We start from the raw sequence: 26,148 nt of genomic DNA, 5'->3' as shown, positions 1-26,148 counted from the left end.
ATCCGGATTACCGATTTGCAATCAAGCTAAGCGAGTGTTTTGGCTGCTGCGAACAACATCGCCGTGAGCGTGGGCACCGGATCGCGCGGCATGGCCACAAGGCCGACCGAATGCGAAACAACCGGATCAACCAGCGGCACGGCGGCAACACCTTCCAGCGGCCCCAAGGCATTTTCAAAATAGCCCGGCATGATGGCGCAGAGATTCATGCTGCGCACCGAAGCCAGCAGATTCATGATCGAATTGGTTTCCAGCCGCGGGGAAGGCTTCACCTTGGCCTCATGGAAGGCGCGGTCAATGATGCGGCGGTTCTGCATATTGGGTGTCAGCAGGCACAACGGTTCCTGCGCCGCTGCGGCCCAGGTGACCGAGGTGCTGGATGCCAGCGCATGGCCTTTCGGCACAAAGAGCGCATAGTTCTCGCGGTAAAGCTCTGTGGCCAGCAGGCCCTTCACCGGCTCATTGTCGAGATAAGTGATCCCGGCATCAATCGAGAAATCATTCAGTGCACGGATGATTTCTTCCGATGAATGCGACAGCACGGTGAAATCCACCGATGGATGCTTGGCATTCATCGCCTGTGTCAGCCTGCTCACCATCGGCAGAGCGGAGGGGATGACGCCGAGAATGATACGGCCGACAAGTTCCTTGCTCTTGCCCTTGATCTGCGAAAGCTCGCCTTGCAGGGAGTTCCAGTTGTCGAGGATCAGATGCGCCCATGTGAGCACGCGCTCGCCCTCCGGTGTGAGGCCGATATAGCGCTGGCCACGCTCCACGATGGGCACGCCGAGTTCCTGTTCCAGCTGGCGGATGCGGCCTGACAGCGTGGGCTGCGATACATTGCAGGCGGCGGCCGCACGGGTGAAATGCTTCTCGCGCGCCAGCGCGGCCAGATATTGCAACTGCCGAATGTCCATTACCGAACAATAGATTGGCGGCAGTACATAAGCCCGTCAAAAAATTAAATGCCCGTGACAGGAAAAGAGTGCTCGGTGGCTTGTGATTTGCCAACCTCTCAAGTTGGTGCAATCCTTGCGAGACACGGATGAGCCCAACGGCCTGGCCGTTGACGCATGAGGTTTGCAATGTCGCCCGAAACATTCCGCTATGCTGCGATCATGCTGCTTGCTGGTGTCGGCATTCCCCTCATGGCCGCGCTCAATACGCAACTCGGCAAGGGCATTGGATCGCCTGCAGCCGCTGCGACTGTGCTGTTCACGGTGGCGCTTATTGCCTCCGCGACCGCGATGATGCTTACCAGCGGGCCGCAGCCGCTGCGCCTTGTGCCCTCCCAGCCGATCTTTCTTCTTTTTGCCGGATTGGGCGTGGTTTTCTATGTGCTGTCTGTCACCTGGATTGCGCCGCGCTTCGGCATCGGCAATGCGATCTTCTGTGTGCTGCTCGGACAAATGATTGCGGCCACAGCAATTGATCACTTCGGGCTTTTTGGCGCCGTGGTCAAACCCTTGGGCATGCTCCGCGCCAGCGGCATCGGCTTCATGATACTGGGCATATTGCTCATTCAGAAAGCTTGATCAGATAACACCAAAAAGCCTATCATAGGAAAATAATACTTGACACCGCGCGGTGCGTCGTGTAGTTCTCAGCACACTCCAGAAAAGCGGTTGAGCGTAGCGCGCTGAAAGTTGGCGTACTTTTCCTTGCAATCATCCCGGCGGCCTTGCCCCAAGCTGATCGTCGCAAGATCGGATTTCAAAATTTGCAATGAATCTTTGATTCAACTTTTGATATCCTGCTTTCCGAAGTCCTAACGAATCATCGGTTTAAGTCATCCGCGGAGTTTGCGGGTCCAGAGCCTTTCACTGACTCCGGCAAGCAAAGCGACAACCACATCAGAGAGTTTGCGCATGAAAAACAGTTCTGCAATTGAAGGTGGGTTGTTTGTGAGCCATGGCGACCACGTCATGGCGCAAGGTGCGCCGTGGCAGGCCGGGCATGACTATTCCCACGCTGGAAAAGCCGATGGATTGGGGGCTGCCCTGGGTGCTGCAGGGACTTTCGCCGCTGTGTCTTCGGGCGGAATCACATTCAATCTCTTGTTTGATGCCGCAGCCGCGGCCGCACCGCAGAGTTTTCGCGACGGCATTGCCCAAGCGGCACTGTTGCTGGCCAATGTGATCACTGACAAAATCACCGTCAATCTGAACATCGATTATAGCGGTACGGGCGGTGGCGCGGCCGCCGGCCCCGACAGTGGTTACTATTCAAGCTATTCCACCTTGCGCTCCCAGCTTTTGGCCAGTGCAGCGCCAGGTGACACGACATTTGATGCCCTTCCGGTTGGAACTTCGATCCAGGGCCAATCGAACGTGGTCGTCTGGAATGCCCAGGCAAAGCTGTTTGGCGGGCTCGCCGCCAATGACGCCACCACCGATGATGGCAGCGCATATTTCGCAACCGACATCAGCCCCAATCTTCTGGTGGGCGTGGCCTTGCATGAATTGACCCACGCACTGGGCCGGGTTCCCTATGGCACAGCGCCGGACATCTTCGATCTTTTCCGCTTCACCAGCCAAGGCAACCGGCTGTTCAACGGCGGCGCCACCGCACCAGCCGCCTATTTTTCGCTTGATGGCGGGGCCACCAAGCTGGCGGATTTCGGCAGGAATTCCGACCCGAGCGATTTCCTGAATTCCGGGGTGCAGGGCGGGAATGATCCTTTTGACGAATTTTATACGGGATCGACAACACAGGCCCTCACCAATGTTGACCTGACGATCCTCCACACCCTGGGTTTCCATATCGGATCCAACGTAAACCCCAACCCGGGTCCCAACCCGCCGCCCGCGCCGGCTTCTGCCGATCTCACCATTTCAGGCATCACCTTTGACGGGGCCAAACTGGGCTTCACGCTCAACAACACGGGAGCGGGAGCCGCCGCCGCCTCGGTCACGGGCCTCTATTTGTCCACCGACAAGACCATCACCACCGCTGACACGCTGGTTGGCTCGTTCCAGGCATCGAGCCTGGCGGGCGGTGGATCGCAAATTGAAAGCATTGCCTTGGCCCTGCCGGCCAATGCCAAGGCGGGCACTTACTATCTCGGCGTGATTGCCGATTCCACAAACCAGGTTACCGAAAGCAATGAAGCCAACAACGTGGCAGCACTCGCCACTGTGGTCTTGGGCAATGGCAGTGGCAATTCACTGTCTGGCAGCAACGTCGTGATGATCGGCCTGGGTGGCAACGACACGCTCACGAGCAAGGGCGGCAACAACGTCATGGTGGGTGGCGCCGGCAGCGACACGCTGCGCGGTGGCAGCGGCAATGACCATTTTGTCTATCTCGCGGCCACTGAAGGGTCAGACAAGGTGGCCGGGTTCCACGCGGGAGATCATTTTGATTTCTCCGCAGCCGGATTTGGCGGTCAGCTTGCGGCGGGTGGTGCGGATGCCGGCATGCTGGATGCGTCCCACTTTGTTGCCGGAACAACGGGTGCCGCAAACACCGCACAGGAATTCTGGTTCAACACGTCAAACCATACGCTTTATTTTGACGCTGATGGTTCGGGCTCTGTGGCCCATGCCGTTGCAATTGCGCAGCTGCAGAACAATTATGTTCTCCACAACACAGATATATTCCTTGTCTAGGAAAATAGTGCTTGACACCGTACGGTGTCTCGTGTAGTTCTCGTCACACTCCAGAAATGGGCCGAAAGAGACGCGCCCTTCGAGAATTTACATCACATGACAGACACACAAGAAGCCCCAGTCATCGACTGGGACGCCGTTCGCTTGCGCTATGAGGCGGGCGGCGAGAGCGTTGTTGCCATCGCCGCCACCTTACAGATTTCGCGCCAGCAGTTGATTGATGAAGCGCGGGCGCGGGGTTGGAAGCCACGCAATGCCAAGTCGGCCAAGCCCAAATCTGAATCCACCCGCGAAACATTGCGCCGCCTGAAAGAGGCGGTGCAGAAGCGCCTGAACCAGTTGGAAGGCGAGATCGGGGCGTTGAAGGACGAGGCCAATGCGCTCGGCAATGAGCGTGACATCCGCAACACCAACACATTGGTGCGCACATTGGAAAAGGTTCTCGAACTTGAACACAAGGAACGCAAGAAGCGTGGCGGACGTGCAGCAGAAACAGCCCGCCTCAATGCCGCCCAGCGTGATGAACTTGCGCGCCGCATTGCAAGCCTGGGCGCCGAACAGCCAGATGCTGACACGGAAACTGACGATTCAGGAAGTGCGCGCACTGCTGTGGGAATGGCGCCTGTGGGCGAGACGTGACCAGCTGCCACCCGCCGGCGCATGGCGCGCCTGGCTTCTGCTTGGCGGGCGCGGCAGCGGCAAAACCCGCGGCGGTGCCGAATGGGTGCGAGCTCTGGCCATGCATGCCTGGGATGAGGAACGCACGCCCCGCCGCATCGCTCTGGTGGCACCCACTTTTGATGAAGCGCGACTGGTAATGATCGAAGGCCCATCCGGCCTGCTGGCCATTCACCCCGATGGTGAGCGGCCGAAATTTGAACCCTCCAAGCGCCTGCTCACCTGGCCCAATGGCAGCATTGCGCATGTGTTTTCGGCGGAAGAGCCGGACGGTTTGCGCGGGCCACAATTCGATGCGGCCTGGTGCGATGAGCTGGCGAAATGGAAACAGGCCGAGAGTGTATGGCAGATGCTGAATTTCGCGCTGCGCCTGGGTGAAAACCCGGTGGCGGTGGTGACCACTACGCCACGCCCTATCGCCATTGTGAAGAAGCTGCTGGCTGATGAGGCCACCGTGGTTTCGCGTTCGAAGACGGCCGACAATGCCGCCTTTCTGGCACGGCCTTTTTTGAAGGATGTGACTGCGCGTTATGCGGGGACGCGCCTTGGAAGACAGGAGCTGGACGGCGAATTGATCGAGGATGATCCCGATGCGTTGTTCCGGCGCGACGACATAGAGCGGCTGCGGATGAATGCGGCACCTGAGCTGAAGCGGGTGATTGCGGCGGTGGATCCTCCGGCCAGTTTCAACGCCCGCAGCAATGCCTGTGGCATCGTAGTGGCAGGGCTGGGGCTGGATGGCCATGCCTATGTGCTGGCCGATCTTTCAGTCGAACGTGCGCGCCCCGCGCAGTGGGCCCGGAAAGTTGTGAGTGCCTATGAGAATTATAATGCCTCGCGCGTGGTGGCCGAAGTGAACCAGGGCGGCGCCATGGTGGAACAAGTGCTGCGCGAAGTGGAGCCGGGGATTGCTTACCGCGCCGTGCATGCCAGCGCGGGAAAGCGGGCGCGGGCGGAGCCGGTGGCCGCACTCTATGAGCAGGGCCGCGTGCATCACGTCGGCGCTCTGCCGGCACTGGAAGATGAAATGTGTTCGATGATCGAAGATGGCCGCAGCCCCGATCGGCTGGATGCGCTGGTCTGGGCGGTGACGGAACTGATGCTGCGCAAGCAGGCGGAGCCGCGTGCGCGCGTGGTGTGAAGTACTGGAAATTTGAAATGCTGAAAACCTTGAAATCACTTTTGTTGCGCGAAACAAAATCGGCCGCCTTCGCACCGATGATTCAAGACGCTGGCGGCGGATGTGAAAGCCATTCTGCCTGCTGCGAAGATTTCCTATGGCGCGGACTGGAGTGAATATTTCGGGCACCAGCCCAGCGATGGCAGTGGCGATGTGATTTTTCATCTCGATCCGTTCTGGGCGGACAGCCACGTGGATTTCATCGGCATCGACAACTATTTTCCGCTGACGGACTGGCGCGATGGTGCGGATCATCTGGACCGCGCGAGCGGTGCCAGCAGTATCTATGATCAGGGCTATCTCACCTCACGCATCGCGGGTGGCGAAGGGTTTGACTGGTACTATGCCAGCGATGCTGATCGTGACGCGCAGGCGCGCACGCCAATCACTGATGGCGCCTATGGCAAGCCCTGGATATTCCGGCCCAAGGATGTGCGGAGCTGGTGGCTGAATGCGCATCATGACCGGCCGGGTGGCATTGAAAGCGCTGCCGCCACAGCATGGGTGCCGCAATCGAAGCCGTTCTGGTTTACTGAACTCGGTTGCCCGGCGGTGGACAAGGGCACCAACCAGCCCAATGTTTTCGTCGATGCGAAATCATCCGAAAGCGCGCTGCCATTTTATTCGGATGGCAAACAGGATGCTGAGCTGCAACTTGCTTACATCCAGGCGATGCAGACCTATTGGGCGAACAATAATCCAGTGTCATCCGTCACTGGCGCGCCGATGGTGGATGTGGGACGGATGTTCCACTGGTGCTGGGATGCCAGGCCTTTCCCCGCCTTTCCGGCGCGCAGCGATGTGTGGGCCGACGCGCCGAATTATGCCCGTGGTCATTGGCTGAACGGGCGGCTGGGGGCAGTTTCGCTGGCCAGCCTGATCACTGATCTGGCCGTGCGCTATGGCCTTGATGATGTGGATGTGACGGAAGCCCACGGTCTGGTCGATGGCTTCGTTCTGGACAAGCCGATGTCGGCCCGCGAGGCGCTGGAAGGTTTGCTGCAAGCCTTTTGCATTGATGCTCTTGAGGCCGAAGGAAAGATGAAATTCGTCAGTCGGCGGATCAATGCGCCGCTGGAAATTTCGGTTGATGATCTGGTGGACGATGACAAGGCCTCGCCGCTGCTGATGCAATACCGCGCACAGGAGGCGGATCTGCCGCTGGCCGTGCATGTTGGTTTTTCGGAAAGCGGATTGGATTACCGCCAATCCGCCGTGTCGCAACGGACCATTGGCAGCACCAGCAAGGCCGAAGTGGTAATTTCAGTGCCTGCGGCGATGACGCAGAAAAGCGCACAAGGCCTGGCAGATGTGGCGCTGGCTGAAGCCCATGCCGCGCGCGAGACTGCACAGTTTGTCTTGCCGCCTTCATTTGAAGCGGTGGAGCCCGGCGATGTGCTGGCACTGGCCGGAAATCTGTGGCGGGTGAAATCGGTGACGGCGGGCACCGCGTTGAAGATTGAGGCGCTGGCCTATGATGCCGCCGCCTATGATCCGCCGCCTGCGCCCGATCGTGGCGTGACCTTTGATTTGCCGCCAGTTTATGGCGCGGCGGATGCTTTGCTGATGGATCTGGCGCTGGTGAGCGACGATGGCTCGGTGGCCCCACGCCTCGCTGCACAGGCCACGCCCTGGCCCGGTAGTCTGGTTCTGTACCGGCAAACCAGCGATGCGAGTTTGAAATTCAACCGGCTGGTCACCCAGCAGGCCAGCTTGGGCGTAACGTTGACCGCGCTGCCCACCGGTCGCACCGCGCGGGTGGATTTCACCACCACTCTGGATGTTGAAATGAGCAGCGGCACGCTCTCGTCGATTTCGGCTGAAGCGCTCTATGGCGGCGGTAATGCTGCGGCACTGGGCACGCCGGAGACCGGATTTGAAATCCTGCAATTCCGCGATGCGCTGCTGATTGCACCGCGCACTTATCGGCTCGCGGGACTATTGCGCGCGCAAGCCGGTTCGGGCCCTGAAATGCTGACGTTGCGCGCGGCGGGTCAAAATGTCGTGCTGCTCAATGCAGCGGTGGTGCAGCCGGTGGCCAGCTCGTCGGAATCGGGCTTGCCTTCGGTGTGGCGTTTGGGGCCGCAGCAGCGCGACCCTGGCGATCCTTCCTATGTAGAACTGGAAAGTGCTGGCACGTTGAAAGCGTTGCGGCCTCTCTCACCTGTAAGCTTGGCGCTGAAGAAAGTGGCGGGCGGCTTCAGCATCAGCTGGATCCGCCGTACGCGTGAGCAGGGCGACTCCTGGGAGTTTGCAGAAGTGCCTCTTGGCGAAGTGAGTGAGTCTTATCGCCTCGACATCATGAATGGCACGTCAGTGCTACGCAGTGTGAAGCTTTCAGCGCCTGAATATTTTTACGCCTCTGCTGATGCCATAGCCGATTTCGGCAGCTTGCCAGCCAGCCTCAAACTGCGCGTGGCGCAGATCAGCGCGAGCGTTGGGGCAGGCGCCATCCTGGAAGGAACATTGAATGTCTAATTCACCCAATTTGAACCTGCCGCTGATCGAGGCCAACCAGGCGCAGAAGCATTTGCCGCATAATGATGCGGTGGCGCTGATCGATGGGTTGCTGCAATTGCGGCTGGTCTCGCGCGGGCTCAATGCGCCACCGGGCAGTTTTGCCGAGGGCGACAGGTTTCTGATCGGCACCACGCCGACCGGGGACTGGGCCGGCAAGGCTGGATTGATTGCCTTGCGTGATGCAGGGCTGTGGGTGTTTCTCACGCCGCGCGCCGGGTTCCTCGCCTGGATCGTTGCAGAAAGCACATTCATCGTTTTCGACGGCACGGCGTGGCTGCCGTTGCCGTTTCCGCAGTCTGTAGCGCTGCTTGGCGTCAATGCCACGCCTGACGCGACCAACAAGCTGTCAGTCAATTCATCCGCCGTGCTGCTCAACAATGTGGGCAATGGCATGCAGCTGAAGCTCAACAAGAATGCCGTGGGCGATACGGCGAGCCTGCTTTTCCAAACCAGTTTTTCCGGCCGCGCCGAAATGGGAACCACCGGGGATGATGGCTTCCACATCAAGGTGAGTGCCGATGGCAGCACCTGGCGCGAGGCATTGAACGTCAGCCCCTCAACTGGCTTGGCCACACTTTACGCCAACCCCACTTCACCCACCGGCATTGCCACCAAGCAATATGCCGATGCCCTCAATGCCGGTGCCACAGCTCTGCTCTGCGCGCGCTCGTTTTTCATGAACTAGGAGTTTCACATGGCCGCCAATACACAACCGATCTTTTCCAGTCTGGGTTCAGTCCAATGGGCTGCACCGGCACTTACCTCCGCCAACACCGCCAAGGATGGCACCGGCACGGTGAGCACCATCGCAACAGGCAATAATGCAGGCAATGCGGCGGGCAATTTCATCCAAAAGATCATCGCCCGGGCGCTGGGCACCAATGTGCAGACGGTGCTACGCATCTTCATCAACAATGGCAGCGCCAATACGACCGCAGCCAACAACGCGTTGATTGCGGAAATGACCTTGCCGGCCACCACGCTTTCGGAAACCTCGGCCCAACCGGCCTATGAGTTGCCGCTCAATCTGGCGCTGCCACCGGGCTTCAAACTGATTTGCACCTTGAGCACCGCCGTGGCCGCCGGTTACCAGGTAAGTGCGATCGGAGGGCAGTACTGATGAAGCCCTCCTATGTGAAAGTGCAATTGCATTATCTGTCGCCGCAAATCGAGGCGCTGCAGGAAAGCGTTGCCGGGATCGTGACGCGCTATCTGGATGCGGCGGGCAATCCGGTTGATCCAGGCTTTGCCGAATGCGTTCCCGTGGCGGAAGTGCCCGCACCCCTTTGGGCGCCCGACGTGCCGGAGCCGGTGGAGGAGGTTGAGAATGCTTGATCTCTCTCATCTGCCCAACACGCAGAATGGTGCCGATGTCCAGATGTTTCAGGCCAGTGGTGACTGGCAGGCCTGGACCAAGCCGCGCGGCAAAAGCATGTTCTCGTTTTACCTGTTCGGCCCCGGGTCCGGCGGTGGTGGTGGCTGTTCTGGCGCTTCTGGCACGGCGCGCGGCGGCGGAGCAGGCGGAGGTGCCGGGGGTCTTGGCCGGTTGACTGGCGTGCCTGCGCTTCTTGTTCCAGACCGGCTGCTGGTCAAAGTGCCCATGGGTGGGCTTGGCGGTGCGGCCGATGCAGCGGGTGCTGCACCCACTGATGTTTGCCGCATCGCCTATTTCCCTTCCACCCAGAGCAATGATCAGCTTGCGCTGACGGGCACAGTTCCGGGTGGAGGCAATCCTGGAACCTCGGGCGCGGGCGGTGCGGCAGGATCTGCATCAGGTGCACCCGGAGCGGGCTTTTTGGGGGCCGTTGGGATCGGAACATTTACGGGTGGCGGCACCGGCGGTGCGGGTGGCGCACAGACGGGTGCTGTTGGTACCGGTGTCGGGCTTGGTTCTGGTGGTTCCAATTATAATCTTTCGCCCGGCGCCGGTGGGGCTGGCGTCGGCACCAGCGATACGGGATTTGCAGGTGGCAGCGTCGGTGCAGTCAGTGCTGCCTTGTTGGCCGCGCTGGCCGGTGGTGTTGCCAATGGCGGTGATGGCCAGCATGGCCCCTTCATGTGGGCACCATTGGCTTCGCATGGCGGCTCTGGCGGCGGTTCATTTGGCACGGGCACCGGCGGGCGCGGCGGCAATGGAAATATCGGCTCTGGCGGCGGCGGCGGCGGCGGCGGGGTGACCGGTGGGCGCGGCGGCGATGGCGGGCCGGGCCTCGTCATTGTGGTGGCGTGGTGATGAGCATGACAACTTCGATTGAACGCGAACTCGGCAACCTGCAGGCCCGCATGGAAGCGGTGGAAAGCGAGCTTCACGCCATCCGCGAGGACATGCGTGAAATCCGCGATGTGCTGGTGAGCGCCAAAGGCGGCTGGCGGTTGTTCATGCTGGCCTTTGGCTTTGCCGCCTCAGTAGGCGCGGCGCTGGATCATTTCGTTCCGCTGCTGCGGCGAGGATGAGAGCCATGGATCGTCAGATGCAAACCTGGCCACATCAATCCGGGGCGCAGGGATTCTATGGCAATCCGCGCGGGCGGGGCGGGCAGGCCTCTTCTGCCTGGGAGGCGAAAAATCTGGTCCCGCTCAAACCACCCTTCCGCATGACCTATGCCGGAAAACCCATCGCCACTTTCAAGATCCACCGCCTCTGTGCAGAGAGCCTGATGCGGGTGCTGCAGACCATTTGGGACCAGGCCGGCCGTGAACAAGCGCGCGTGGATGAATGGGGCGTTTCGATTTTTGGTGGTACTTACAATTTCCGCCTGAAGCGCGGCAGCTCAACGCTTTCGATGCATGCTTTTGGCTGTGCCATTGATCTGGCGCCTGAGCGTTTCCCGATGGGGCGAGCCAAGGCCACCTTCTGCGCTGAAGTCACCGCAGCCTTCGCGGCTGAGGGCTGGGTGAACCTGCCGCGCGACCGCATGCATTTTCAGGCAGCGCGCATCTGATCCCGCGCCGGACGGTTCTCCGGCTTTTCAACATCTGAGGTATCATATGAATTCCGACATGCTGGGCGGCATCATCCGCGCGTTTTTTCCTCCCGTTCTCGCCTATACCGTGGGGGCCGGACTGCTTCCCGCCGGTGACTATGGCGCGGTGGTTGCGGGCGTTGTGTCCCTCGCCACCGCCATCTGGTCAGTCCACACCAACAAGACCGGCAAGACCATCAAGTGAGCTTTTGAGGCTTGCCAGGTGGACACCGGCACTTGACCGCGCCGCCTGGCATCCCCATTTGACTGGAACAGGGTCAGAGAATAATATCATTATATTTCAATATATTGTTCTGTTCATGTTGCATTCAGCTTCGGACCGCTATCCCTGATCCCAACAAAGGGGAAGACCGTGTTCAAATCTGTGGTGCTTGCAATCATTCTGACCGTTCAGGGCCTCGTGGCGCTACAGGCTTCGGCGGCACCGCTGGGGCAGTTGCGTTTTGATGCACCTGCCAAGATTGAAGTGCTACGCCTGGTGCAGAGCCAGTTCCCCATCCAGCCCTCGCAGGCTGCGACCATTGCTCAACAGGCCAATCCAGGTGCAACCGTGCTGGGCGTCAAGCTCTTGCCGAGCGGTGAATATGCTGTAACCTTGAAAGTCGGTGGCAGCGTGCAGCGCGTCATGGTCAATGCCACGAGTGGCCAGCTCAGCTAAGCACGCGCTCAAAACTCTGGGGAATGCATGCGAATTCTTGTCGTTGAGGATGATCAGAACCTGAACCGGCAGCTGGTCGAAGCCCTGCAGGAAAACGGTTATGTGGTGGACAAGGCCTTTGACGGCGAAGAAGGCCACTTCCTCGGCGAAACCGAACCCTATGATGCCATCGTTCTCGATCTCGGCCTCCCCGTTCTGGACGGCGTTTCAGTGCTGTCCAAATGGCGCCGCGCCGGCAAGAAAACTCCGGTTCTGATCCTCACCGCGCGCGACCGCTGGAGCGACAAGGTGGCGGGCTTTGATGCCGGTGCCGATGATTATGTGACCAAGCCCTTCCACATGGAAGAGATCCTGGCCCGTCTGCGCGCCCTCGTGCGCCGTGCTGCGGGCCATGCTTCAAGCGAGCTGGTGTGCGGCCCCGTGACGCTGGATAGCGCCAATGCCAAGGTGACGGTGGATGGCAAATCCATCAAGCTCACCTCGCTGGAATTCCGCCTGCTCAATTATCTCATGCTGCATTCCGGCAAGGTGGTCTCGCGTACCGAACTGGTCGAGCATCTTTACGATCAGGATTTTGACCGCGACTCGAACACTATCGAGGTTTTCGTCGGTCGCCTGCGCAAGAAGCTGGGCGTGGACGTGCTGCAGACCATCCGCGGCATGGGCTACACCATGAGCGAAACCGGGCAAGCCGGGTAAGATATGCAGGCCAATTCACTCTGGTTCCGGCTCATCGCCTCATCCAGCCTGATTGCCCTCACTCTGTTGGCCAGTGCGGCCATTCTGCTCAATGCGATTTTTGTCACGGCCCTGCAGCACAATTTTGACCAGCGCCTGCGCGCTGCCCTCGACGGGATCCTCGCCAATGTCGAGGTTGCGTCTGACAAGACGCTGCGACTGCAAAGCCAAGTTGCCGATGCGCGTTTCGTCTTGCCGCTTTCTGGCTGGTACTGGCAGATCACGGAGCCTGGCGGTGGCACCAGGCTGCTGACATCGGCCTCGCTGCTGGAGCAGCAACTCACCCCGCCTGCTGGCTCCGCGCTCAAGCCCGATGTCGAGGGCATTTCCGCCTATTCTCTCACTGATGCGCAAGGCACCAATCTGCGCGCCATCACCCAGGATGTAAAACTGTTCGGCGGCGACAAGACCTATAATTTCACCGTGGCCGGCAATTTCGATGAATTGAAGGACGAAGTGAGCTCCTTCCAGCGCACGCTTCTGGCGGTGCTCGTCGCACTCGGCCTGGCTTTGCTGGCCGGGCTTGCCGTCCAGGTGCGCTTCACCTTGAAGCCGCTGTCCGACATGCGGCACCAGCTGAATGACATCCGCTCCGGCCGCGCCGAGTTCCTCGGCGACAATTTTCCGCGCGAGTTGCAGCCGGTGGCTGATGAGCTGAACCTGCTGGTGGAAGCCAATCTTGAAATCGTCGATCGCGCCCGCATGCAGGTGGGCAACCTCGCCCATGCGTTGAAGACTCCAATTTCGGTCCTGAACAATGAGGCGCGCGACACCAAGGTGCCGCTGGCCGCCAAGGTGAAGGAACAGATCGAAGTGATGCGCGACCAGGTGAATCTTTACCTCGACCGGGCCCGCCGCGCCGCTCGCGCCCAGACCATCGGTGCCGCCACTGATGTGGAACCTGTGCTGCAAGGCCTGGCGCGCACATTGGAGCGAATCAACCGTGACCGGGGCCTGAAAATCGACATCGACATGCCGCTGGCCCTGAAATTCCGGGGGGAGCGTCAGGATCTGGAAGAGATGGTGGGCAACCTGATGGACAATGCCTGCAAATGGGCTTCGCACCAGATCGTGGTACACGCGCAAGGTGTAACGGGTGGTTCCGATGAAAGCCGCAGCTGGTTGACCATCATGGTGGACGATGACGGCCCCGGCATCCCCGCCGAAAACCGCTCCACCGCACTTGAACGTGGCAAAAGACTGGATGAAAGCAAGCCCGGTTCCGGCCTGGGCATGTCGATTATCTCGGAGACGGCAGCGATGTATTCCGGCACGATTGCGCTGGATAAAGCAGATCTGGGCGGATTGCGTGCAATCTTGCGCCTTCCGCGGGTGATCTGAGTTTTAGTCAAAAACCATCAGTTCGGTTTTGGATCACAATTTTCAAATTTTATTTTTTGATTATTTTGGTCGATTGTGCGGCAAGAACGGTCGCTGGTGTGATGAGAGGGCTTGACGGGGCCTTCGTAAGCTGATTTTTTGTGATCGAGAAATCTCGTAGGGGTTGTAAGACCCTCCGCTTATCGGCCGCCTATCCGTTTACTGCCCCCAGTCGCGGAAAAAGCGTGTCGGGGGAGCGAACCACAAGTTCGCTCCCCGCTTTTATTCCGCCATTTCTGCAACAGGGACGCCGCGTTCACGGTAGGGCGTGCGGCCGTAATAGGCCCGGTAACATTTCGAAAAATGCGAAGGCGATGAGAAGCCGCAAGCCAGCGCCACATTGATCACCGACATATCGGTCTGCAGCAACAGCGAGCGCGATTTCTTGAGCCGCAATTCCAGATAATAGCGCTTGGGCGAGCGGTCGAGATAGCGGCGGAACAGCCGTTCCAGCTGGCGCGTGGAAAGCGAGGCCTGCTTGGCGAGGATCGAAGGCGACAACGGATCTTCCAGATTGTCTTCCATCTTCTCGATGATTGAAACGAGTTTCGGGTGCCGCACGCCGATGCGCGCGGGCAGCGACATGCGCTGGTTTTCGCTGTGATGGCGGATGGGCGAGTGGAGAATGGCTTCAGCCACAGCCGCCGCCAGATCAGGCCCATGCTGGCCGGCAATCAGCGTGAGCATCATGTCGATGGCGGTGGTGCCGCCCGCTGACGTGAAGCGGTCGCCATCAATTTCAAACAGACCGCCCGTGGCCTTGAGTTCTGGAAAGGCTTCGGTGAAGCCCGGCAGGTTTTCCCAGTGGATGGTGCAGCGGAAACCATCAAGCAGCCCGGCTTCAGCCAGAACATGCGCACCGGTGCATACGGCACCAACCTGCACGCCGCGCCGCGCCACTTTGCGCAGCCAGCTGACCAGCCGCTTATCCGTATGGCGCTGGATATCGAGGCCGCCACCGATGATCACGGCGGCATCCGAGGGAATGGCCTCGAGATCACCATTCACCATCGTCAGAATTGAATTGGAAGCCGCGACCGGCTGCCCATCCACCGAATGCAGCGACCACTTATAGAGGTTCTGCTCTGACAGGCGATTGGCGATGCGTAAGGGTTCAATCGCCGAGGTCACTGGCATCATGGTGAACTGCGGAACCAGCACCAGGGCGACCGTCTGCGGCAGGGATTTGGGCTTGTCACCGAACATACAAACTTCTCCGTTTGCGACACCCTGCGCTATTTCCGACATTGTGTCTAGGTGCGCCATGACGCAGGCGGAAAACGACAAGAAATGAAGCCATTGGTCGTTTTGACAATGCCTCAGTCGGAAACGGATAACCGGTGCCCGACAGGCATGGCTACATAGCGACATGAGCGCTCCCCATCATTCCGCCGGCGAATTCCTCAAAAAGGCCTCCGTCGAAATCACTCCGAAGCAGATCGAAAAGATTGCCATCCTGCAGGCCAACCTGCCGCCCGGCACGCGCGTGTTCATCGCGCTGCTCGACCCATCGGAAGTGGAAAAGCAGATTGAGGCTTGCGTGGCGTTGCGTGCTGCAGGCTTTGAGCCGATCCCGCACGTGCCTGCACGCTTCGTCATGGATGCTGATGATTTGAAAAACCGCGTGGCGGCCTTCACCTCGAAGGCCAAGGTGAACACCATCCTCGCATTGGGCGGCGGTGCGCCGAACCCGATCGGCAAATTCGATGCGGCCATCCAGCTGATGAATACCGGCGTGTTCGAAGCCCACGGCATCAAGCGCATGGGCATTGCCGGCCACCCGGAAGGCAACAATGACATTACCAAGCCGCATGGCGAAGGCGCTTTGTTGAAGGCGCTGAAGGAAAAGCAGGCCTGGATCAAATCCAAGGGCATCGAAGGCTTCATCGCCACGCAGTTCCTGTTTGAAGCAGGCCCCTTGGCGCTGTGGGTCGAAGGCCTGCGCCGCGAGGGGATCGAGTTCCCGGTTTTCGTCGGCGTGCCTGGTCCGGCTTCGATCAAGACGCTCGTCAAATATGCCGCCCTGTGCGGCGTCGGCAATTCCGCCCGCCTGATCCGCAAGCAGGCGCTGAACATCACCAAGCTGCTCACCGTTTCAGAGCCGACGGAATTTGTAGAACAGCTTTCAACGCTGCATTTCGAGAAGCCGGAGATCGGCATCGCCGGCCCGCATGTCTACCCCTTCGGCGGCTTCGACAAGCTGTTCGAATGGTGGAAGAGCCAGCCGACGCTGACGGCGCATACGGCGTGACGACGAAGCTCGTGGTTGCGGGCTCCTCACCTTACCGGTAGCGCAGACTTGCCTTTGACAAGGGCTCCAAGCCACTCAATGGGGGAAACCCGCCAAAGCCAAGCTTTCCTTCAAATCCGCCAGTTGGACATCATCCCTGTACGGTTCTTTCAACACAAATTTCGAAATGGAAAAACCTGGGCAAACCTTCATACATTTGCTCACGCAACTGGCAGCAAGCGCCGGTCGCTTGGCCCTTGCATAACCCGCAGCCATGAAAGCTAAGACGCGAAAAGTCTGAACCGGACAAAGTTCAAACTTGGCCAGCGCTTCTTCATAGCGATGCGCTGCCATGTAGGTTTGGCCAAGCCGCAGAAAGTACCACGGGGGATCAAAAAAGGGATCGATCTCACGGGCGCGTTTGAAGGCCTCAAGCGCTTGTCCGGTCTGGCCCAGATAGTGCAGAACGATGCCCATATCGGCGACATTCCATTGATTGTTTGGATTGAGGTCGATAGCCCTCTGCATGAACTGTATCGCGGGATCAAACGACCGGTTCGCCAGATGAAGTAGGGCGAGAATGGAAAAGCACGTGCTTTCATTGCTGTCCAACTCAACCGCACGCTTCGCCAAATCCAGCGCCCGCTGTGGCACCGGGCCCATATTGTCCAGGTCCTGATGCCATTCTTCAAATAGCATCATTCCCAGAAGCGCGTGCGCCAGGCCGTAATTGGGATCGATTTCGACGGCCTGTGAAAAGAGAAGCTTGGCTTCACCTGCGGCCTGGCTCCAGGACAGCGCGTTGCCCTTCAAAACACATTCATAAGCGGCAAGGCTCTTGGGCGGCTTCCGATTGGTTTGTTCCAGGGTGGCAACGATCACCCGGCCGACCAGCGTGCTTACAATAGTTCTGACAACTTGGTCCTGAACAGAAAATATTTCGTTAGCCGCGCAATCAAATTTCTCTGACCAAACCTGATTACCGGATTCAACGTCGACAAGCTCTACGTTGATGCGGATACGGTCCGCCGTGCGGCGTACGCTGCCATCAACCACGTAGCGAACCTTGAGTTGGCGCGCGATCAGGCTCAAATCAGTTTGGGTGGCGCGAAATGGAAATGAGGCTGAACGGGAGCGAACAGACAACCGCCGCCATCTTGAAAGCTCAATGATGATGTCGCTGGTGATGCCATCGCTGAAAAAATCCTGCTCCGGATCGCTGCCGAGATTGGTAAATGGCAACACGGCCAATGAAGGCCGGTCCCCAGGGAATTCCATCGTGTCGGTGGCGAGAGGCGCCAGTGGGTCGAGCCTGTCGGGATCAACAAACTGATAGCCATGGCGCTGCACGGTGGTCACCCATTCGCCTCCGAGACGTGTCTGCCCAAGGCACTTGCGCAACGCCGAAATCTGGACAGCCAGATTGCTCTCCTCGATATTGTCGGTTTTCCACGCTGCAAGCATCAGATCAGATTTTGAAACGGCCCGTCCCCGTGCCTCCAACAAGGCCTGAAGCAAAAGCAGGCATTTCTGACCGAGGTGAACCGGTGCCCCGTTTTTGAGCAAGAGCTTATGCTGCGTGTCGAAAACAAATGTACCGAATACATGATTTCCCGATGCCATCGTCCATCTCTACATCGGTTTTTGGAAGATTTCATAATTTTTCAGGGAGAAATTCAAGACCGTGGGGCGCATTCGCGCAAGTCTGCAATTGCATCAATCGTGATGAACTCAAACAAGGAATAGCAAAATGCCCCGTTACATGGTCGAACGCCAATTTCCCGATGGCCTCAACATTCCCGTCAACAAGGATGGTGACAAGGTGTGCAGCGGCGTCGTTTCGCGCAACGCTGAAGATGGTGTCACGTGGATTCAGTCATTCGTCTCGTCAGACCGCAAACAAACATTCTGCATTTACGATGCGCCCACGCCCGAGGCCGTCAAAACGGTGGCGGAAAAAAATGCACTTCCTGTCTCAAGAATTACCGAAGTGCGGGTTCTTGACCCCTATTTCTACCATTAAGCCCGGCGTTTGTTGCAGTGCATTGTTCTAACGACAGCCAAAGGCCCGCTAACGCGGGCCTACCTACTATATCGTTGGCTGCGTCACTTCCGCAGCGCTGCCACTTCGCTTCCCTTGCGGGCGGCCTTGGTGAGGAAATCCATCGTGTAATGCGCGTAGGAACGGAAGACGTAGAGATCGATCACATTGTCTTCGACGATGTTGAACAGCGCAGCGATCTCGGCGAAGCGGATGCGGCGGACATAGCCAGGCTTAAAGTCGTCATCGGTGAAATCCAGCGATGATCCCTTCATCATCACTTCGCGGGCACCTTCACCTTCGACGCGGATGATGGCGCGCATGTCGGACACATCGACAGCCAGCGAATGGATTCCGGCCAGCGCCTCAGTGAGCTGGGCGGTGAGGGCAGGGGCCTTGTCGCGGGCGCAGAGAATCATCCATTGATCGGGCGAGAGCCACAGGGCTTTCACGTCACCGAAGGTTTCCGATGTGCGCGGTGCTTTCGGCAGGTCGATGCCCAGCACCTGCTTGGCGGCAGCCATGAACTTCTTGTCGGTGTTGAGCCCGCGCAGATCAATCATCCCGCGCATGCTGATTTCATGCAGCGACACATAGGTGTTGGTCGGCTCGGCGCGGTGAGCAAGTGCGGATTCAAAAACAGCCTCAAGCACTGATGCGCCCTCCGTCAACGTCATAGAATACTGTGCTGGTGATCTTGGCCTTCACCACCTTGCCGCCTTCCAGCGGGAAGGAGATTGTCTCGCCCATGCGGGCCCGGCCATTCTCGATCAGCGCCATGGCAATCGAGCGGCCCAACGTCGGCGACATATAGGTCGAGGTGACCTGGCCGATCATCTGCATCGGCGGCTTATCCTTCACCTCGGCCACCGCATAGGCACCGTCAGGCAGAACCTCCTGCGGGTCTTCGGTGAGCAGGCCCACCAATTGCTTGCGGTTCGCAGCCTTGAGATAGGACTGTTCCAGCGAGCGCTTGCCCAGGAAGTCCGGCTTCTTTTTCGAGACCATGCCACCAAAGCCAACGTCATCCGGCGTGGTGGTGCCATCGGTTTCATCGCCGATGACGATATAGCCCTTTTCGGCACGCAACACGTGCAGCGCTTCGGTGCCATAGGTTTCAAGGCCGAATTCAACGCCGGCATCCTGGATCGCCTTCCACAGTGACATTCCGTAGCCCGTGGGAGTGGCCAGCTCATAGGATTGCTCGCCCGAGAAGGAGATGCGGAAGACGCGCACCGGGAACGTGCCCAGCTTGCCGATCTTGAAGCTCATATGCGGGAAGGCTTCATTCGAAATATCGAAATCAGGATCAAGCTTGGCCAGCACTTCGCGCGCATGCGGGCCGGTCATGGCAAATTGCGACCATTGCTCGGTGACCGGGGTGACGAACACTTTGTATTGCGTCCATTCGGTCTGCAGCCATTCTTCCAGCCAGGCGGCAATGCGATCCGCACCGCCCGATGTTGTGTGCATGAGGAAATGATCTTCACCCAGACGCACGGTGACACCGTCGTCAGTGAGGAAGCCCAACTCATTCATCATCAGGCCGTAACGGCACTTGCCGACTTTCAGCGTGGAATAGGTGTTGGTGTAAACCCGGTCGAGGAATTCGGCCGCATCAGGCCCCTTGATCTCGATCTTGCCGAGCGTCGAGGCATCGAGCAGGCCGACTTTGTTGCGCACGCCCAAAATTTCGCGTGCGATGGACTGGTGTTTGTCTTCGCCGGGGCGGGTGTAAGTATAGGCGCGGCGCCATTGGCCCACCGGTTCCCAGGTTGCGCCCTTTTCCATGTGCCAGTTGAAAATGGCGGTGCGGCGGACAGGCAGGAACAGTTCATTGGTGAGCGAACCTGCAATCGCGCCGAAGGAATAAGGCGTGTAGGGCGGGCGGAATGTGGTTGTGCCGATCTGCGGAATGGACTTTCCCGTTGCTTCCGACAGCACGCCGAGGCCATTGAGGTTCGACGTCTTGCCCTGGTCGGTGGCCATGCCGAAGGTGGTGTAGCGCTTGGTGTGCTCCACGCTTTCATAGCCTTCGCGCTGCGCCAGTTCGAGGTCAGCGGCGGTTACATCATTCTGGAAATCGATGAAGTGCTTGTTGCCTTCATTATAGTGGCCAGTAGCAGGCGCGAACCAGAGCGACTCCGATGCGCCGCGCTGCGGCTCGGTCACTTCGATCTTGCTCGGCTTCACGGCCTTGGCTTTCTTGAGCGTGGCCTTGGCGGCGGCTTCACCCGCTGCTTGCGCTTCGGTAATCGTGTCAGCGACACTCATCGTGCCATTGGCCGCGCCAATGGCCACCATCGCGGCGTGATGCGTATCCGGGCGGAAGCTTTGCAGACCGTCGTCAAACTTGATTTTGCCGCCATTATGCGCCCAGAGATGCAAAGCCGGGTTCCAGCCGCCGGACATGGCGATGAAATCACAATCCACTTTCTTCTCGGTGATCACGCGGCCCTGGCCCTTGCGGTAGGCAGCGATCTTGACGGATTTCACGCCCATCGTACCTTCGACAGCGGAGATGACGGACGAGACAGAAACTTGAATGCCTTCGGCTTCAGCGCGCTTGACCAATGCACCTTCGGGGCGCGCGCGGCTGTCCACCACCTGCACATTCACGCCGGCTTTCTTCAACACAAAGGCGGTGAGATAGGCATCATCATTGTTGGTGAAGACAACGCCATTGGTGCCCGGCGAAACGCCGTAGCGATCCACCAGGCCGCGCGCGGTGGAGGCCAGCATGATATTCGGGCGGTCATTGTTGGCAAAGGCGATCGGGCGTTCGAGCGCACCCGTGGCGAGGATCACTTGCGAAGCACGGATTTTCCACAGGCGTTGGCGCGGTGCGCCGGCAGCCAGCAAAGATGGATCATGATCGGCCACGCGTTCAGCGGCCATCAGGAAGTTGTGGTGATAGTGGCCCACCACCGTAGTGCGCGTCAGCACATGCACATTGGGCATGGCCTTCAATGCGTCGATGACGGGGACCAACCAATCGGACAGCCGCGTGCCATTGATCGCACCAGCAGTGAGATCGGCAATGCCGCCCAGAACCGGGTTCTCATCGATCAGCACAACCTTGGCACCGGCCTTGGCTGCGGCCTCCGCGGCAAGAATGCCGGCAATGCCGCCGCCTGCGACCAGCACATCAGCATGGATATGCATGTGCTCATACGTATCCGGATCGCGGCCCTTGGCAGCGCGGCCGAGGCCTGCGGCGCGGCGGATGATCGGCTCATAGACATGCTTCCAGAAGGCACGCGGCCACATGAAAGTCTTGTAGTAGAAGCCCCCCGGGAAGAAGCGCGACAGCTTGGAATTCAAGGCACCGATGTCGAAATTCAGCGACGGCCAGCGGTTCTGGCTTTCAGCGACGAGACCGGGGAACACTTCAATCTGCGAGGCGCGCAGGTTCGGCTCATGGCGGTTATCCGCACCCACGCCGATCAGCGCATTCATCTCTTCTGAGCCCAAACCCACAAGGCCGCGCGGACGGTGATATTTGAACGAACGGCCAAACACTTTCTGGCCCGAAGCCAGCACGGCGGAGGCTACGGTGTCTCCAGCAAAGCCCGGCACATCACGGCCATCAAAGCTGATGGTCAAGCGGTTGGTGCGGTCAATGCGGCTGCCGCCTTCAGAGAGGCGATAAGGTTTTCCGGTCATTTCGTTTTCTTTGCGTGAGCGGTGCGTTCCGCGAACAGTTCAGCCCAGCCACCCTTGGCCTGGGCAATGATATCGGGCGGCGGCAATTCCGTGACGCCGTAATAGGCTTTGATTTCCATCGTCATCGTGTCGCGCGCAATGTGGAACCACTTGCCGCAGCCACGGTCACAGCGGGCACGCTCGAAGTGAAGACCCTTCGGATTGATGCGCGTGAACAGATATTCGCGCTGCTGTGCGTCGGTAATGCCTTCGGGATTGGTCGTGGCAGGGCGTGCGATATGCGCCTGGCCACCGAAGTGAAAATCGGTTTCATCGCCTTCGGCGCCGCAGATGGGGCAGGTGACAAGAAGCATCTGTCTCTCTCTCCTTAATGCGCCACGGCGGCAGCGACGGACTCGTCGATGAACCGGCCTTCGGTGAAACGGTCCATGGTGAAAGCCTCGGCAATCTTGTGCGGGCGGTCATTGGCGATCGTATCGGCGAACACCCAGCCCGAACCCGGAATGGCCTTGAAGCCACCTGTGCCCCAGCCGCAATTGACGAACAGGCCGTCCACCGGCGTCTTGCCGATGATCGGCGAACGGTCACCGGTCATATCGACGATGCCGCCCCACTGGCGTAGCATGCGCAGGCGCGAAATGATCGGGAAGGTTTCAATGAGCGCATTGATCGTGTGTTCCAGCGCCGGGAACGAGCCGCGCTGCGAGTAATTGTTGTAGGGATCAGTGCCGCCGCCAATGACCAGCTCGCCCTTGTCGGACTGGCTCATATAGCCATGCACCGTATTGGCCATCACCACGCAGTCGATGACCGGCTTGATCGGCTCCGATACCAGCGCCTGCAGGCACAGGCTTTCAATCGGCATGCGGATGCCGGCCATGTCCATCACTGTGGAAACATTGCCGGCGGTGACCACGCCGACTTTCTTGGTCTTGATCACGCCGCGCGTGGTTTCAAGGCCGACAACCTTGCCGCCTTCGCGCTGGATGCCGGTGACTTCACAATTCTGGATAATATCCACGCCCATGTCGTCGGCACCGCGGGCATAGCCCCAGGCCACGGCATCGTGGCGCCCCGTGCCGCCACGCGGCTGGTAATAGGCGCCGAGGATCGGATAACGGCAGTTCGGATCATCATTGATGATCGGCACGATCTGCTTCACTTCGGCCGGCGTGACCATGCGACAATCCAAACCGGCAAGGCGGTTGGCATGCGCGGTGCGCTGGAAGGCGCGCAGTTCATGCTGCGTCTGGCACAGCATGAGCACGCCGCGCGGGCTGAACATCATGTTGTAGTTCAGCTCCTGGCTCAGCCCCTCATAGAGCGAACGCGCCAGTTCATAGATCGCAATCGACGGATCCTGCAGATAATTGGAGCGGATGATGGTGGTGTTGCGCCCTGTATTGCCGCCGCCCAGCCAGCCTTTTTCGACCACTGCGATATTGCGCATGCCGTGGTTCTTGGCGAGATAGTAAGCGGTGGCCAGGCCATGCCCGCCCGCGCCGACGATCACGGCATCATATTCAGCTTTGGGATTGGGCGAGCGCCAGGCGCGTTCCCAGTCCTTGTGGTAGTTCATCGCATTGCGGGCGAGCGAGAATATGGAATAGCGGGGCTTCAGCATGTCGCTTTCTTAACAGAGGGCGAATTCGGGCTCCAACTTTTTCCGACACGCAGCCCTGTCCCTGCGACAATGGAACAGACACCGCAATTCCTGCATATTTGCTAGGCAGACACCATGACCCGAAAGCAAACCCGCTTGACCTTGATCCTTTCCGGCCTCGCCCTTCTGGGCCTGGCGGTGGGTCTGGTGCTGTTTGCACTCAGGGACTCGATTGTGTTTTTCTACACGCCGAGCGAGATGATCGCCAAGAACATCGCCCCCGGCACCCGCGTACGGCTGGGCGGCTTGGTGGAAAAAGGCAGCCTGGTGAAGGGCGATGATGGCCTCGTCACCTTCCGGGTGACCGACATGACCAAGACGATGAACGTCACTTACAAGGGCTTGCTGCCCGACCTGTTCCGCGAAGGCCAGGGCGTGGTGGCCGAGGGATCGGCTGCAGGTGATGGTTCCTTCAAGGCTGACAGCGTGCTGGCCAAGCACGACGAGAAATACATGCCGAAAGAAATTGTAGACAAGCTCAAGGCCCAAGGCGAGTGGAAGCCTGAGGCCGGCGGCTAGAAACGGCGTCAACCAAGCCCTTACCCGCCTGTCGGCACCCTCTCCCATCTGCGACGGGAGAGGGCAGATGATTTTCTTCTCCCGTCCGAAGGATGGGAGAAGGTGCCCGAAGGGCGGATGAGGGCGTGGTCAGGTCCTGTTCAGAGCAATCAGTATTGAATCGCAAACGCCAGGCAGGTTCTCATACACATCCTGATTCCAGCAGCGGATGATCCGCCAGCCACGCTCTCTCAAGAAGGCTTCGCGCTTAATGTCGTGATGAATCTCATGAACCTCGCCATGCGTTGCTCCATCAATTTCCACCACCAACTTTTCCGCTCTGCAAGCAAAGTCGGTGAAATAAGGCCCAATTGGCAGTTGGCGTACAAACTTGAGATTTGAAAGCCGTCTGTCTCTCAGCGCTTCCCAAAGCCTTTGCTCCGCCATGGTATCGCGCTTACGCATCTCTCGGGCGCGTTCATTGGCAATTTCGCTTTGGTAAGCCATCGCCCAAATCAAGGCGACTCAGGAACTGGTGTCAACCATGCCCTCATCCGCCTGTCGGCACCTTCTCCCATCGCCGTCGCGGCGGGAGAAGGCCGCTTGTTTCAAACTTCCTCAGCAATACCTCGCCAAAGCCGCTTCGTTGCCACAAATTCTGCGGCTTGCCCTTGAAATGCCACATCCATAACCAATCTTTCACCCACACGTAATCTGGCCGTAAGCGCTGCGGCCTAGATTGACTGCATTGTCCATGAAGGAGTTAGTTCATGAAATCCCAACCCAAGTTTTCCCGTAAAACCATCTATGGTCTGGTGACCGCCGGCCTGCTTTCGGCCAGCATGTTCACCACCGCTCTGGTGGCGCTGCCGCCCGTTCCGATGGCGCATGCCGATGTGGCTGGACTTGATGCCACCCGCTCCCTCAACCCGCTGGTCGAGAAGGTGATGCCGGCCGTGGTCAGCGTCGAAGTGAAGCTGAACGACAAAGCCGCCGTAGCCGACAACAGCGATGATGGCGACAACAATGACAATGGCGGCAGCGGTGGCATGCCCCCAGAAATGAAGCACTTCTTCGACCAGTTCCCTGGCTTCAAGTTCCAGAGCCCGCAGCCACAGCAACGTGGCGGCGGACGCGCTTTGGGCTCAGGCTTCGTGATGAGTGCGGATGGTTATGTGGTCACCAACAACCACGTGGTGGAAGATGCCACCACCGTGAAGGTGACCTTTGAAAATGGCGACAGCTATGATGCCAAGGTGATCGGCACTGATGCCAAGACCGATCTGGCCCTGCTGAAGATCAAGGCCGAAGGCAAGACCTTCCCTGCCGTGAGCTTTGCCGGCACCGAAGCCAAGGTGGGTGATACTGTCATGGCCGTGGGTAATCCCTTCGGCCTCGGCGGCACCGTGACCAAGGGCATCGTTTCCGCCCATCACCGCGATATCGGCAATGGCCCCTATGATGACTTCCTGCAGATCGACGCTGCCATCAACAAGGGCAATTCCGGTGGCCCCACCTTCAATCTTGATGGCGAAGTGATCGGCATCAACATCGCGATCTACTCCCCTTCAGGCGGCTCGGTCGGCATTGGCTTTGCCATTCCGGCGGCCACGGCTTCCAACGTGATTGAGCAGCTCAAGTCGGGCGGCAAGATCACCCGCGGCTGGCTTGGTGTGCAGATCCAGCCGGTTTCGGCTGATATTGCGGAAAGCATGGGCTTGTCGGACTCAAAGGGTGCGTTGGTCAATGACCTCACCGCTGATTCACCTGCCAAGAAAGCCGGTGTGAAGCCTGGTGATGCCATCCTCAAGGTGGACGGCCAGGACGTGGCTTCCGACCGCGATCTTGCCAAGCTGATCGGTAACATCCCGCCCGGCAAGGACGTGAAACTGTCGATCATCCGTGACGGCAAGCCGGAAACCGTGACCGTGACTTTGGGCATCCAGCCCGGCAAGGCATCGCTGGCCAGCAATGACCAGAACAACGATAGCAATGCCGAAACCGATACCGGTTCGAACTCGCTTTCAGCCTTTGGCTTGGAAGTGGCTCCGGCACCCGGCGGCAAGGGTGTGAAGATCATCAAGGTCGATCCGAAGTCGGATGCCGCTGACAGCGGCGTGCGCGAGGGCGATGTGATCCTCAAGATCGCTGGCGAAGATGTATCTGATGCATCAAGCGTCAAGGATGCCTTGAAGAAGACCTCCGCCAAGAAGGTGCTGATGCTGGTGAAGTCGGCCCAGGGCCAGAACTTCATCGCACTGGGCCGCGACGCGGGCTAATCCAAACCAGGCCGCTGCCTTC

27 protein-coding genes are annotated in these 26,148 nt (G+C 59.1%); 19 read left to right on the top strand and 8 right to left on the bottom strand.

Annotation, left to right across the window (positions count from 1 at the left end; genetic code table 11):
- Positions 1 to 26 precede the first annotated feature (26 nt).
- Positions 27 to 917 (bottom strand): LysR family transcriptional regulator, encoded by an 891-nt coding sequence (locus F8B91_RS07840; protein ID WP_196503156.1) that lies wholly within the window; start codon positions 915 to 917, stop codon positions 27 to 29.
- Positions 918 to 1,085: 168 nt separating this feature from the next.
- Here F8B91_RS07840 and F8B91_RS07835 point away from each other — a divergent pair, with 168 nt between their 5' ends.
- The 15 genes from F8B91_RS07835 to F8B91_RS07765 all read left to right on the top strand — a co-directional run bounded on the left by F8B91_RS07835 (position 1,086) and on the right by F8B91_RS07765 (position 13,710).
- Complete coding sequence (locus tag F8B91_RS07835) at positions 1,086 to 1,535, top strand: DMT family transporter (RefSeq protein ID WP_196503155.1); 450 nt, start codon at positions 1,086 to 1,088, stop codon at positions 1,533 to 1,535.
- 333 nt (positions 1,536 to 1,868) lie between these two features.
- Positions 1,869 to 3,611 (top strand): NF038122 family metalloprotease, encoded by a 1,743-nt coding sequence (locus tag F8B91_RS07830; RefSeq protein ID WP_196503154.1) that lies wholly within the window; start codon positions 1,869 to 1,871, stop codon positions 3,609 to 3,611.
- A gap of 96 nt (positions 3,612 to 3,707) precedes the next feature.
- Positions 3,708 to 4,250: a hypothetical protein gene (locus F8B91_RS07825; protein WP_196503153.1), complete on the top strand. Its 543-nt coding sequence runs from the start codon at positions 3,708 to 3,710 to the stop codon at positions 4,248 to 4,250.
- Entirely contained in the window at positions 4,177 to 5,430 is a 1,254-nt protein-coding gene (locus F8B91_RS07820; RefSeq protein ID WP_196503152.1) for a terminase large subunit domain-containing protein, read from the top strand. Before F8B91_RS07825 ends, F8B91_RS07820 begins: the two co-directional genes overlap by 74 nt.
- Before the next feature lie 90 nt (positions 5,431 to 5,520).
- Complete coding sequence (locus tag F8B91_RS07815; RefSeq protein WP_281432933.1) at positions 5,521 to 7,947, top strand: baseplate multidomain protein megatron; 2,427 nt, start codon at positions 5,521 to 5,523, stop codon at positions 7,945 to 7,947.
- Entirely contained in the window at positions 7,940 to 8,674 is a 735-nt protein-coding gene (locus F8B91_RS07810) for a DUF2793 domain-containing protein (protein WP_196503150.1), read from the top strand. The genes F8B91_RS07815 and F8B91_RS07810 overlap by 8 nt, the downstream gene beginning before the upstream one ends.
- A 9-nt stretch (positions 8,675 to 8,683) precedes the next feature.
- Positions 8,684 to 9,109, top strand: coding sequence for a hypothetical protein (locus tag F8B91_RS07805; protein WP_196503149.1), 426 nt, complete (start codon positions 8,684 to 8,686; stop codon positions 9,107 to 9,109).
- Complete coding sequence (locus tag F8B91_RS07800; RefSeq protein WP_196503148.1) at positions 9,109 to 9,324, top strand: hypothetical protein; 216 nt, start codon at positions 9,109 to 9,111, stop codon at positions 9,322 to 9,324. Before F8B91_RS07805 ends, F8B91_RS07800 begins: the two co-directional genes overlap by 1 nt.
- A complete protein-coding gene (locus F8B91_RS07795; protein WP_196503147.1) occupies positions 9,317 to 10,222 on the top strand; it encodes a hypothetical protein in 906 nt (301 codons plus the stop codon). Before F8B91_RS07800 ends, F8B91_RS07795 begins: the two co-directional genes overlap by 8 nt.
- A 5-nt stretch (positions 10,223 to 10,227) precedes the next feature.
- On the top strand, positions 10,228 to 10,443 hold the full coding sequence (locus F8B91_RS07790; RefSeq protein ID WP_210324339.1) for a hypothetical protein: 216 nt from the start codon (positions 10,228 to 10,230) through the stop codon (positions 10,441 to 10,443).
- Between the two features lie 5 nt (positions 10,444 to 10,448).
- Positions 10,449 to 10,931, top strand: coding sequence for a M15 family metallopeptidase (locus tag F8B91_RS07785; protein ID WP_196503145.1), 483 nt, complete (start codon positions 10,449 to 10,451; stop codon positions 10,929 to 10,931).
- Between the two features lie 46 nt (positions 10,932 to 10,977).
- Positions 10,978 to 11,157, top strand: a complete 180-nt coding sequence (locus tag F8B91_RS07780) for a hypothetical protein (protein WP_196503144.1) — start codon at positions 10,978 to 10,980, stop codon at positions 11,155 to 11,157.
- Between the two features lie 168 nt (positions 11,158 to 11,325).
- Positions 11,326 to 11,631: a PepSY domain-containing protein gene (locus tag F8B91_RS07775; protein ID WP_196503143.1), complete on the top strand. Its 306-nt coding sequence runs from the start codon at positions 11,326 to 11,328 to the stop codon at positions 11,629 to 11,631.
- Between the two features lie 27 nt (positions 11,632 to 11,658).
- Entirely contained in the window at positions 11,659 to 12,330 is a 672-nt protein-coding gene (locus F8B91_RS07770) for a response regulator transcription factor (RefSeq protein WP_196503142.1), read from the top strand.
- A 3-nt stretch (positions 12,331 to 12,333) separates the two neighbouring features.
- Positions 12,334 to 13,710 (top strand): sensor histidine kinase, encoded by a 1,377-nt coding sequence (locus F8B91_RS07765; RefSeq protein WP_196503141.1) that lies wholly within the window; start codon positions 12,334 to 12,336, stop codon positions 13,708 to 13,710.
- 261 nt (positions 13,711 to 13,971) lie between these two features.
- Here the strand turns inward: F8B91_RS07765 and F8B91_RS07760 are convergent, their stop codons facing one another.
- Positions 13,972 to 14,955: a GlxA family transcriptional regulator gene (locus F8B91_RS07760; RefSeq protein ID WP_196503140.1), complete on the bottom strand. Its 984-nt coding sequence runs from the start codon at positions 14,953 to 14,955 to the stop codon at positions 13,972 to 13,974.
- 163 nt (positions 14,956 to 15,118) lie between these two features.
- Here F8B91_RS07760 and F8B91_RS07755 point away from each other — a divergent pair, with 163 nt between their 5' ends.
- Entirely contained in the window at positions 15,119 to 16,000 is an 882-nt protein-coding gene (locus tag F8B91_RS07755; RefSeq protein ID WP_196503139.1) for a methylenetetrahydrofolate reductase, read from the top strand.
- A gap of 75 nt (positions 16,001 to 16,075) precedes the next feature.
- Here the strand turns inward: F8B91_RS07755 and F8B91_RS07750 are convergent, their stop codons facing one another.
- On the bottom strand, positions 16,076 to 17,602 hold the full coding sequence (locus F8B91_RS07750) for a winged helix-turn-helix domain-containing tetratricopeptide repeat protein (RefSeq protein WP_196503138.1): 1,527 nt from the start codon (positions 17,600 to 17,602) through the stop codon (positions 16,076 to 16,078).
- Between the two features lie 127 nt (positions 17,603 to 17,729).
- On the opposite strand from F8B91_RS07750, the gene F8B91_RS07745 reads away from it, so the two are divergent.
- A complete protein-coding gene (locus F8B91_RS07745) occupies positions 17,730 to 18,002 on the top strand; it encodes a DUF4242 domain-containing protein (RefSeq protein WP_196503137.1) in 273 nt (90 codons plus the stop codon).
- An 83-nt stretch (positions 18,003 to 18,085) separates the two neighbouring features.
- Here the strand turns inward: F8B91_RS07745 and F8B91_RS07740 are convergent, their stop codons facing one another.
- From F8B91_RS07740 to F8B91_RS07725, 4 genes are read right to left on the bottom strand one after another with little or no spacing between them, the layout of a single operon-like run.
- Positions 18,086 to 18,697 carry a sarcosine oxidase subunit gamma gene (locus F8B91_RS07740; protein WP_196503136.1) on the bottom strand — a complete coding sequence of 204 codons (612 nt, stop codon included), beginning with the start codon at positions 18,695 to 18,697 and terminating at the stop codon, positions 18,086 to 18,088.
- Positions 18,666 to 21,686, bottom strand: coding sequence for a sarcosine oxidase subunit alpha family protein (locus F8B91_RS07735; RefSeq protein WP_196503135.1), 3,021 nt, complete (start codon positions 21,684 to 21,686; stop codon positions 18,666 to 18,668). The genes F8B91_RS07740 and F8B91_RS07735 overlap by 32 nt, the downstream gene beginning before the upstream one ends.
- Positions 21,683 to 22,039, bottom strand: a complete 357-nt coding sequence (locus F8B91_RS07730; protein WP_196503134.1) for a sarcosine oxidase subunit delta — start codon at positions 22,037 to 22,039, stop codon at positions 21,683 to 21,685. Before F8B91_RS07730 ends, F8B91_RS07735 begins: the two co-directional genes overlap by 4 nt.
- Before the next feature lie 14 nt (positions 22,040 to 22,053).
- Positions 22,054 to 23,310, bottom strand: coding sequence for a sarcosine oxidase subunit beta family protein (locus tag F8B91_RS07725; RefSeq protein ID WP_196503133.1), 1,257 nt, complete (start codon positions 23,308 to 23,310; stop codon positions 22,054 to 22,056).
- A 114-nt stretch (positions 23,311 to 23,424) separates the two neighbouring features.
- Here F8B91_RS07725 and ccmE point away from each other — a divergent pair, with 114 nt between their 5' ends.
- Entirely contained in the window at positions 23,425 to 23,868 is a 444-nt protein-coding gene (gene ccmE / locus F8B91_RS07720; protein WP_196503132.1) for a cytochrome c maturation protein CcmE, read from the top strand.
- Between the two features lie 129 nt (positions 23,869 to 23,997).
- On the opposite strand, the gene F8B91_RS07715 is transcribed toward ccmE, so the two are convergent.
- Positions 23,998 to 24,354, bottom strand: a complete 357-nt coding sequence (locus F8B91_RS07715) for an endonuclease domain-containing protein (RefSeq protein WP_196503131.1) — start codon at positions 24,352 to 24,354, stop codon at positions 23,998 to 24,000.
- Positions 24,355 to 24,617: 263 nt separating this feature from the next.
- Here F8B91_RS07715 and F8B91_RS07710 point away from each other — a divergent pair, with 263 nt between their 5' ends.
- Positions 24,618 to 26,126 carry a Do family serine endopeptidase gene (locus F8B91_RS07710; protein ID WP_196503130.1) on the top strand — a complete coding sequence of 503 codons (1,509 nt, stop codon included), beginning with the start codon at positions 24,618 to 24,620 and terminating at the stop codon, positions 26,124 to 26,126.
- The last annotated feature ends 22 nt before the right edge of the window (positions 26,127 to 26,148 follow it).

Origin of the sequence: Aestuariivirga litoralis, from assembly GCF_015714715.1 — a bacterium.
GTDB classification, from domain to species: domain Bacteria; phylum Pseudomonadota; class Alphaproteobacteria; order Rhizobiales; family Aestuariivirgaceae; genus Aestuariivirga; species Aestuariivirga litoralis_A.
Note: the sequence above shows the minus strand (reverse complement) of the source record. Positions and strands in the feature narration are given on the sequence as shown.

Coding starts and splice junctions, on each gene's coding strand:
- F8B91_RS07750 (WP_196503138.1), bottom strand. CDS start 17,602: ATGGCATCGGGAAATCATGTATTCGGTACATTTGTTTTCGACACGCAG.
- F8B91_RS07840 (WP_196503156.1), bottom strand. CDS start 917: ATGGACATTCGGCAGTTGCAATATCTGGCCGCGCTGGCGCGCGAGAAG.
- F8B91_RS07820 (WP_196503152.1), top strand. CDS start 4,177: ATGCTGACACGGAAACTGACGATTCAGGAAGTGCGCGCACTGCTGTGG.
- F8B91_RS07730 (WP_196503134.1), bottom strand. CDS start 22,039: ATGCTTCTTGTCACCTGCCCCATCTGCGGCGCCGAAGGCGATGAAACC.
- F8B91_RS07830 (WP_196503154.1), top strand. CDS start 1,869: ATGAAAAACAGTTCTGCAATTGAAGGTGGGTTGTTTGTGAGCCATGGC.
- F8B91_RS07760 (WP_196503140.1), bottom strand. CDS start 14,955: ATGTTCGGTGACAAGCCCAAATCCCTGCCGCAGACGGTCGCCCTGGTG.
- F8B91_RS07835 (WP_196503155.1), top strand. CDS start 1,086: ATGTCGCCCGAAACATTCCGCTATGCTGCGATCATGCTGCTTGCTGGT.
- F8B91_RS07770 (WP_196503142.1), top strand. CDS start 11,659: ATGCGAATTCTTGTCGTTGAGGATGATCAGAACCTGAACCGGCAGCTG.
- F8B91_RS07765 (WP_196503141.1), top strand. CDS start 12,334: ATGCAGGCCAATTCACTCTGGTTCCGGCTCATCGCCTCATCCAGCCTG.
- F8B91_RS07825 (WP_196503153.1), top strand. CDS start 3,708: ATGACAGACACACAAGAAGCCCCAGTCATCGACTGGGACGCCGTTCGC.
- F8B91_RS07810 (WP_196503150.1), top strand. CDS start 7,940: ATGTCTAATTCACCCAATTTGAACCTGCCGCTGATCGAGGCCAACCAG.
- F8B91_RS07755 (WP_196503139.1), top strand. CDS start 15,119: ATGAGCGCTCCCCATCATTCCGCCGGCGAATTCCTCAAAAAGGCCTCC.
- F8B91_RS07785 (WP_196503145.1), top strand. CDS start 10,449: ATGGATCGTCAGATGCAAACCTGGCCACATCAATCCGGGGCGCAGGGA.
- F8B91_RS07735 (WP_196503135.1), bottom strand. CDS start 21,686: ATGACCGGAAAACCTTATCGCCTCTCTGAAGGCGGCAGCCGCATTGAC.
- F8B91_RS07805 (WP_196503149.1), top strand. CDS start 8,684: ATGGCCGCCAATACACAACCGATCTTTTCCAGTCTGGGTTCAGTCCAA.
- ccmE (WP_196503132.1), top strand. CDS start 23,425: ATGACCCGAAAGCAAACCCGCTTGACCTTGATCCTTTCCGGCCTCGCC.
- F8B91_RS07715 (WP_196503131.1), bottom strand. CDS start 24,354: ATGGCTTACCAAAGCGAAATTGCCAATGAACGCGCCCGAGAGATGCGT.
- F8B91_RS07795 (WP_196503147.1), top strand. CDS start 9,317: ATGCTTGATCTCTCTCATCTGCCCAACACGCAGAATGGTGCCGATGTC.
- F8B91_RS07710 (WP_196503130.1), top strand. CDS start 24,618: ATGAAATCCCAACCCAAGTTTTCCCGTAAAACCATCTATGGTCTGGTG.
- F8B91_RS07740 (WP_196503136.1), bottom strand. CDS start 18,697: ATGACGTTGACGGAGGGCGCATCAGTGCTTGAGGCTGTTTTTGAATCC.
- F8B91_RS07800 (WP_196503148.1), top strand. CDS start 9,109: ATGAAGCCCTCCTATGTGAAAGTGCAATTGCATTATCTGTCGCCGCAA.
- F8B91_RS07745 (WP_196503137.1), top strand. CDS start 17,730: ATGCCCCGTTACATGGTCGAACGCCAATTTCCCGATGGCCTCAACATT.
- F8B91_RS07780 (WP_196503144.1), top strand. CDS start 10,978: ATGAATTCCGACATGCTGGGCGGCATCATCCGCGCGTTTTTTCCTCCC.
- F8B91_RS07725 (WP_196503133.1), bottom strand. CDS start 23,310: ATGCTGAAGCCCCGCTATTCCATATTCTCGCTCGCCCGCAATGCGATG.
- F8B91_RS07790 (WP_210324339.1), top strand. CDS start 10,228: ATGACAACTTCGATTGAACGCGAACTCGGCAACCTGCAGGCCCGCATG.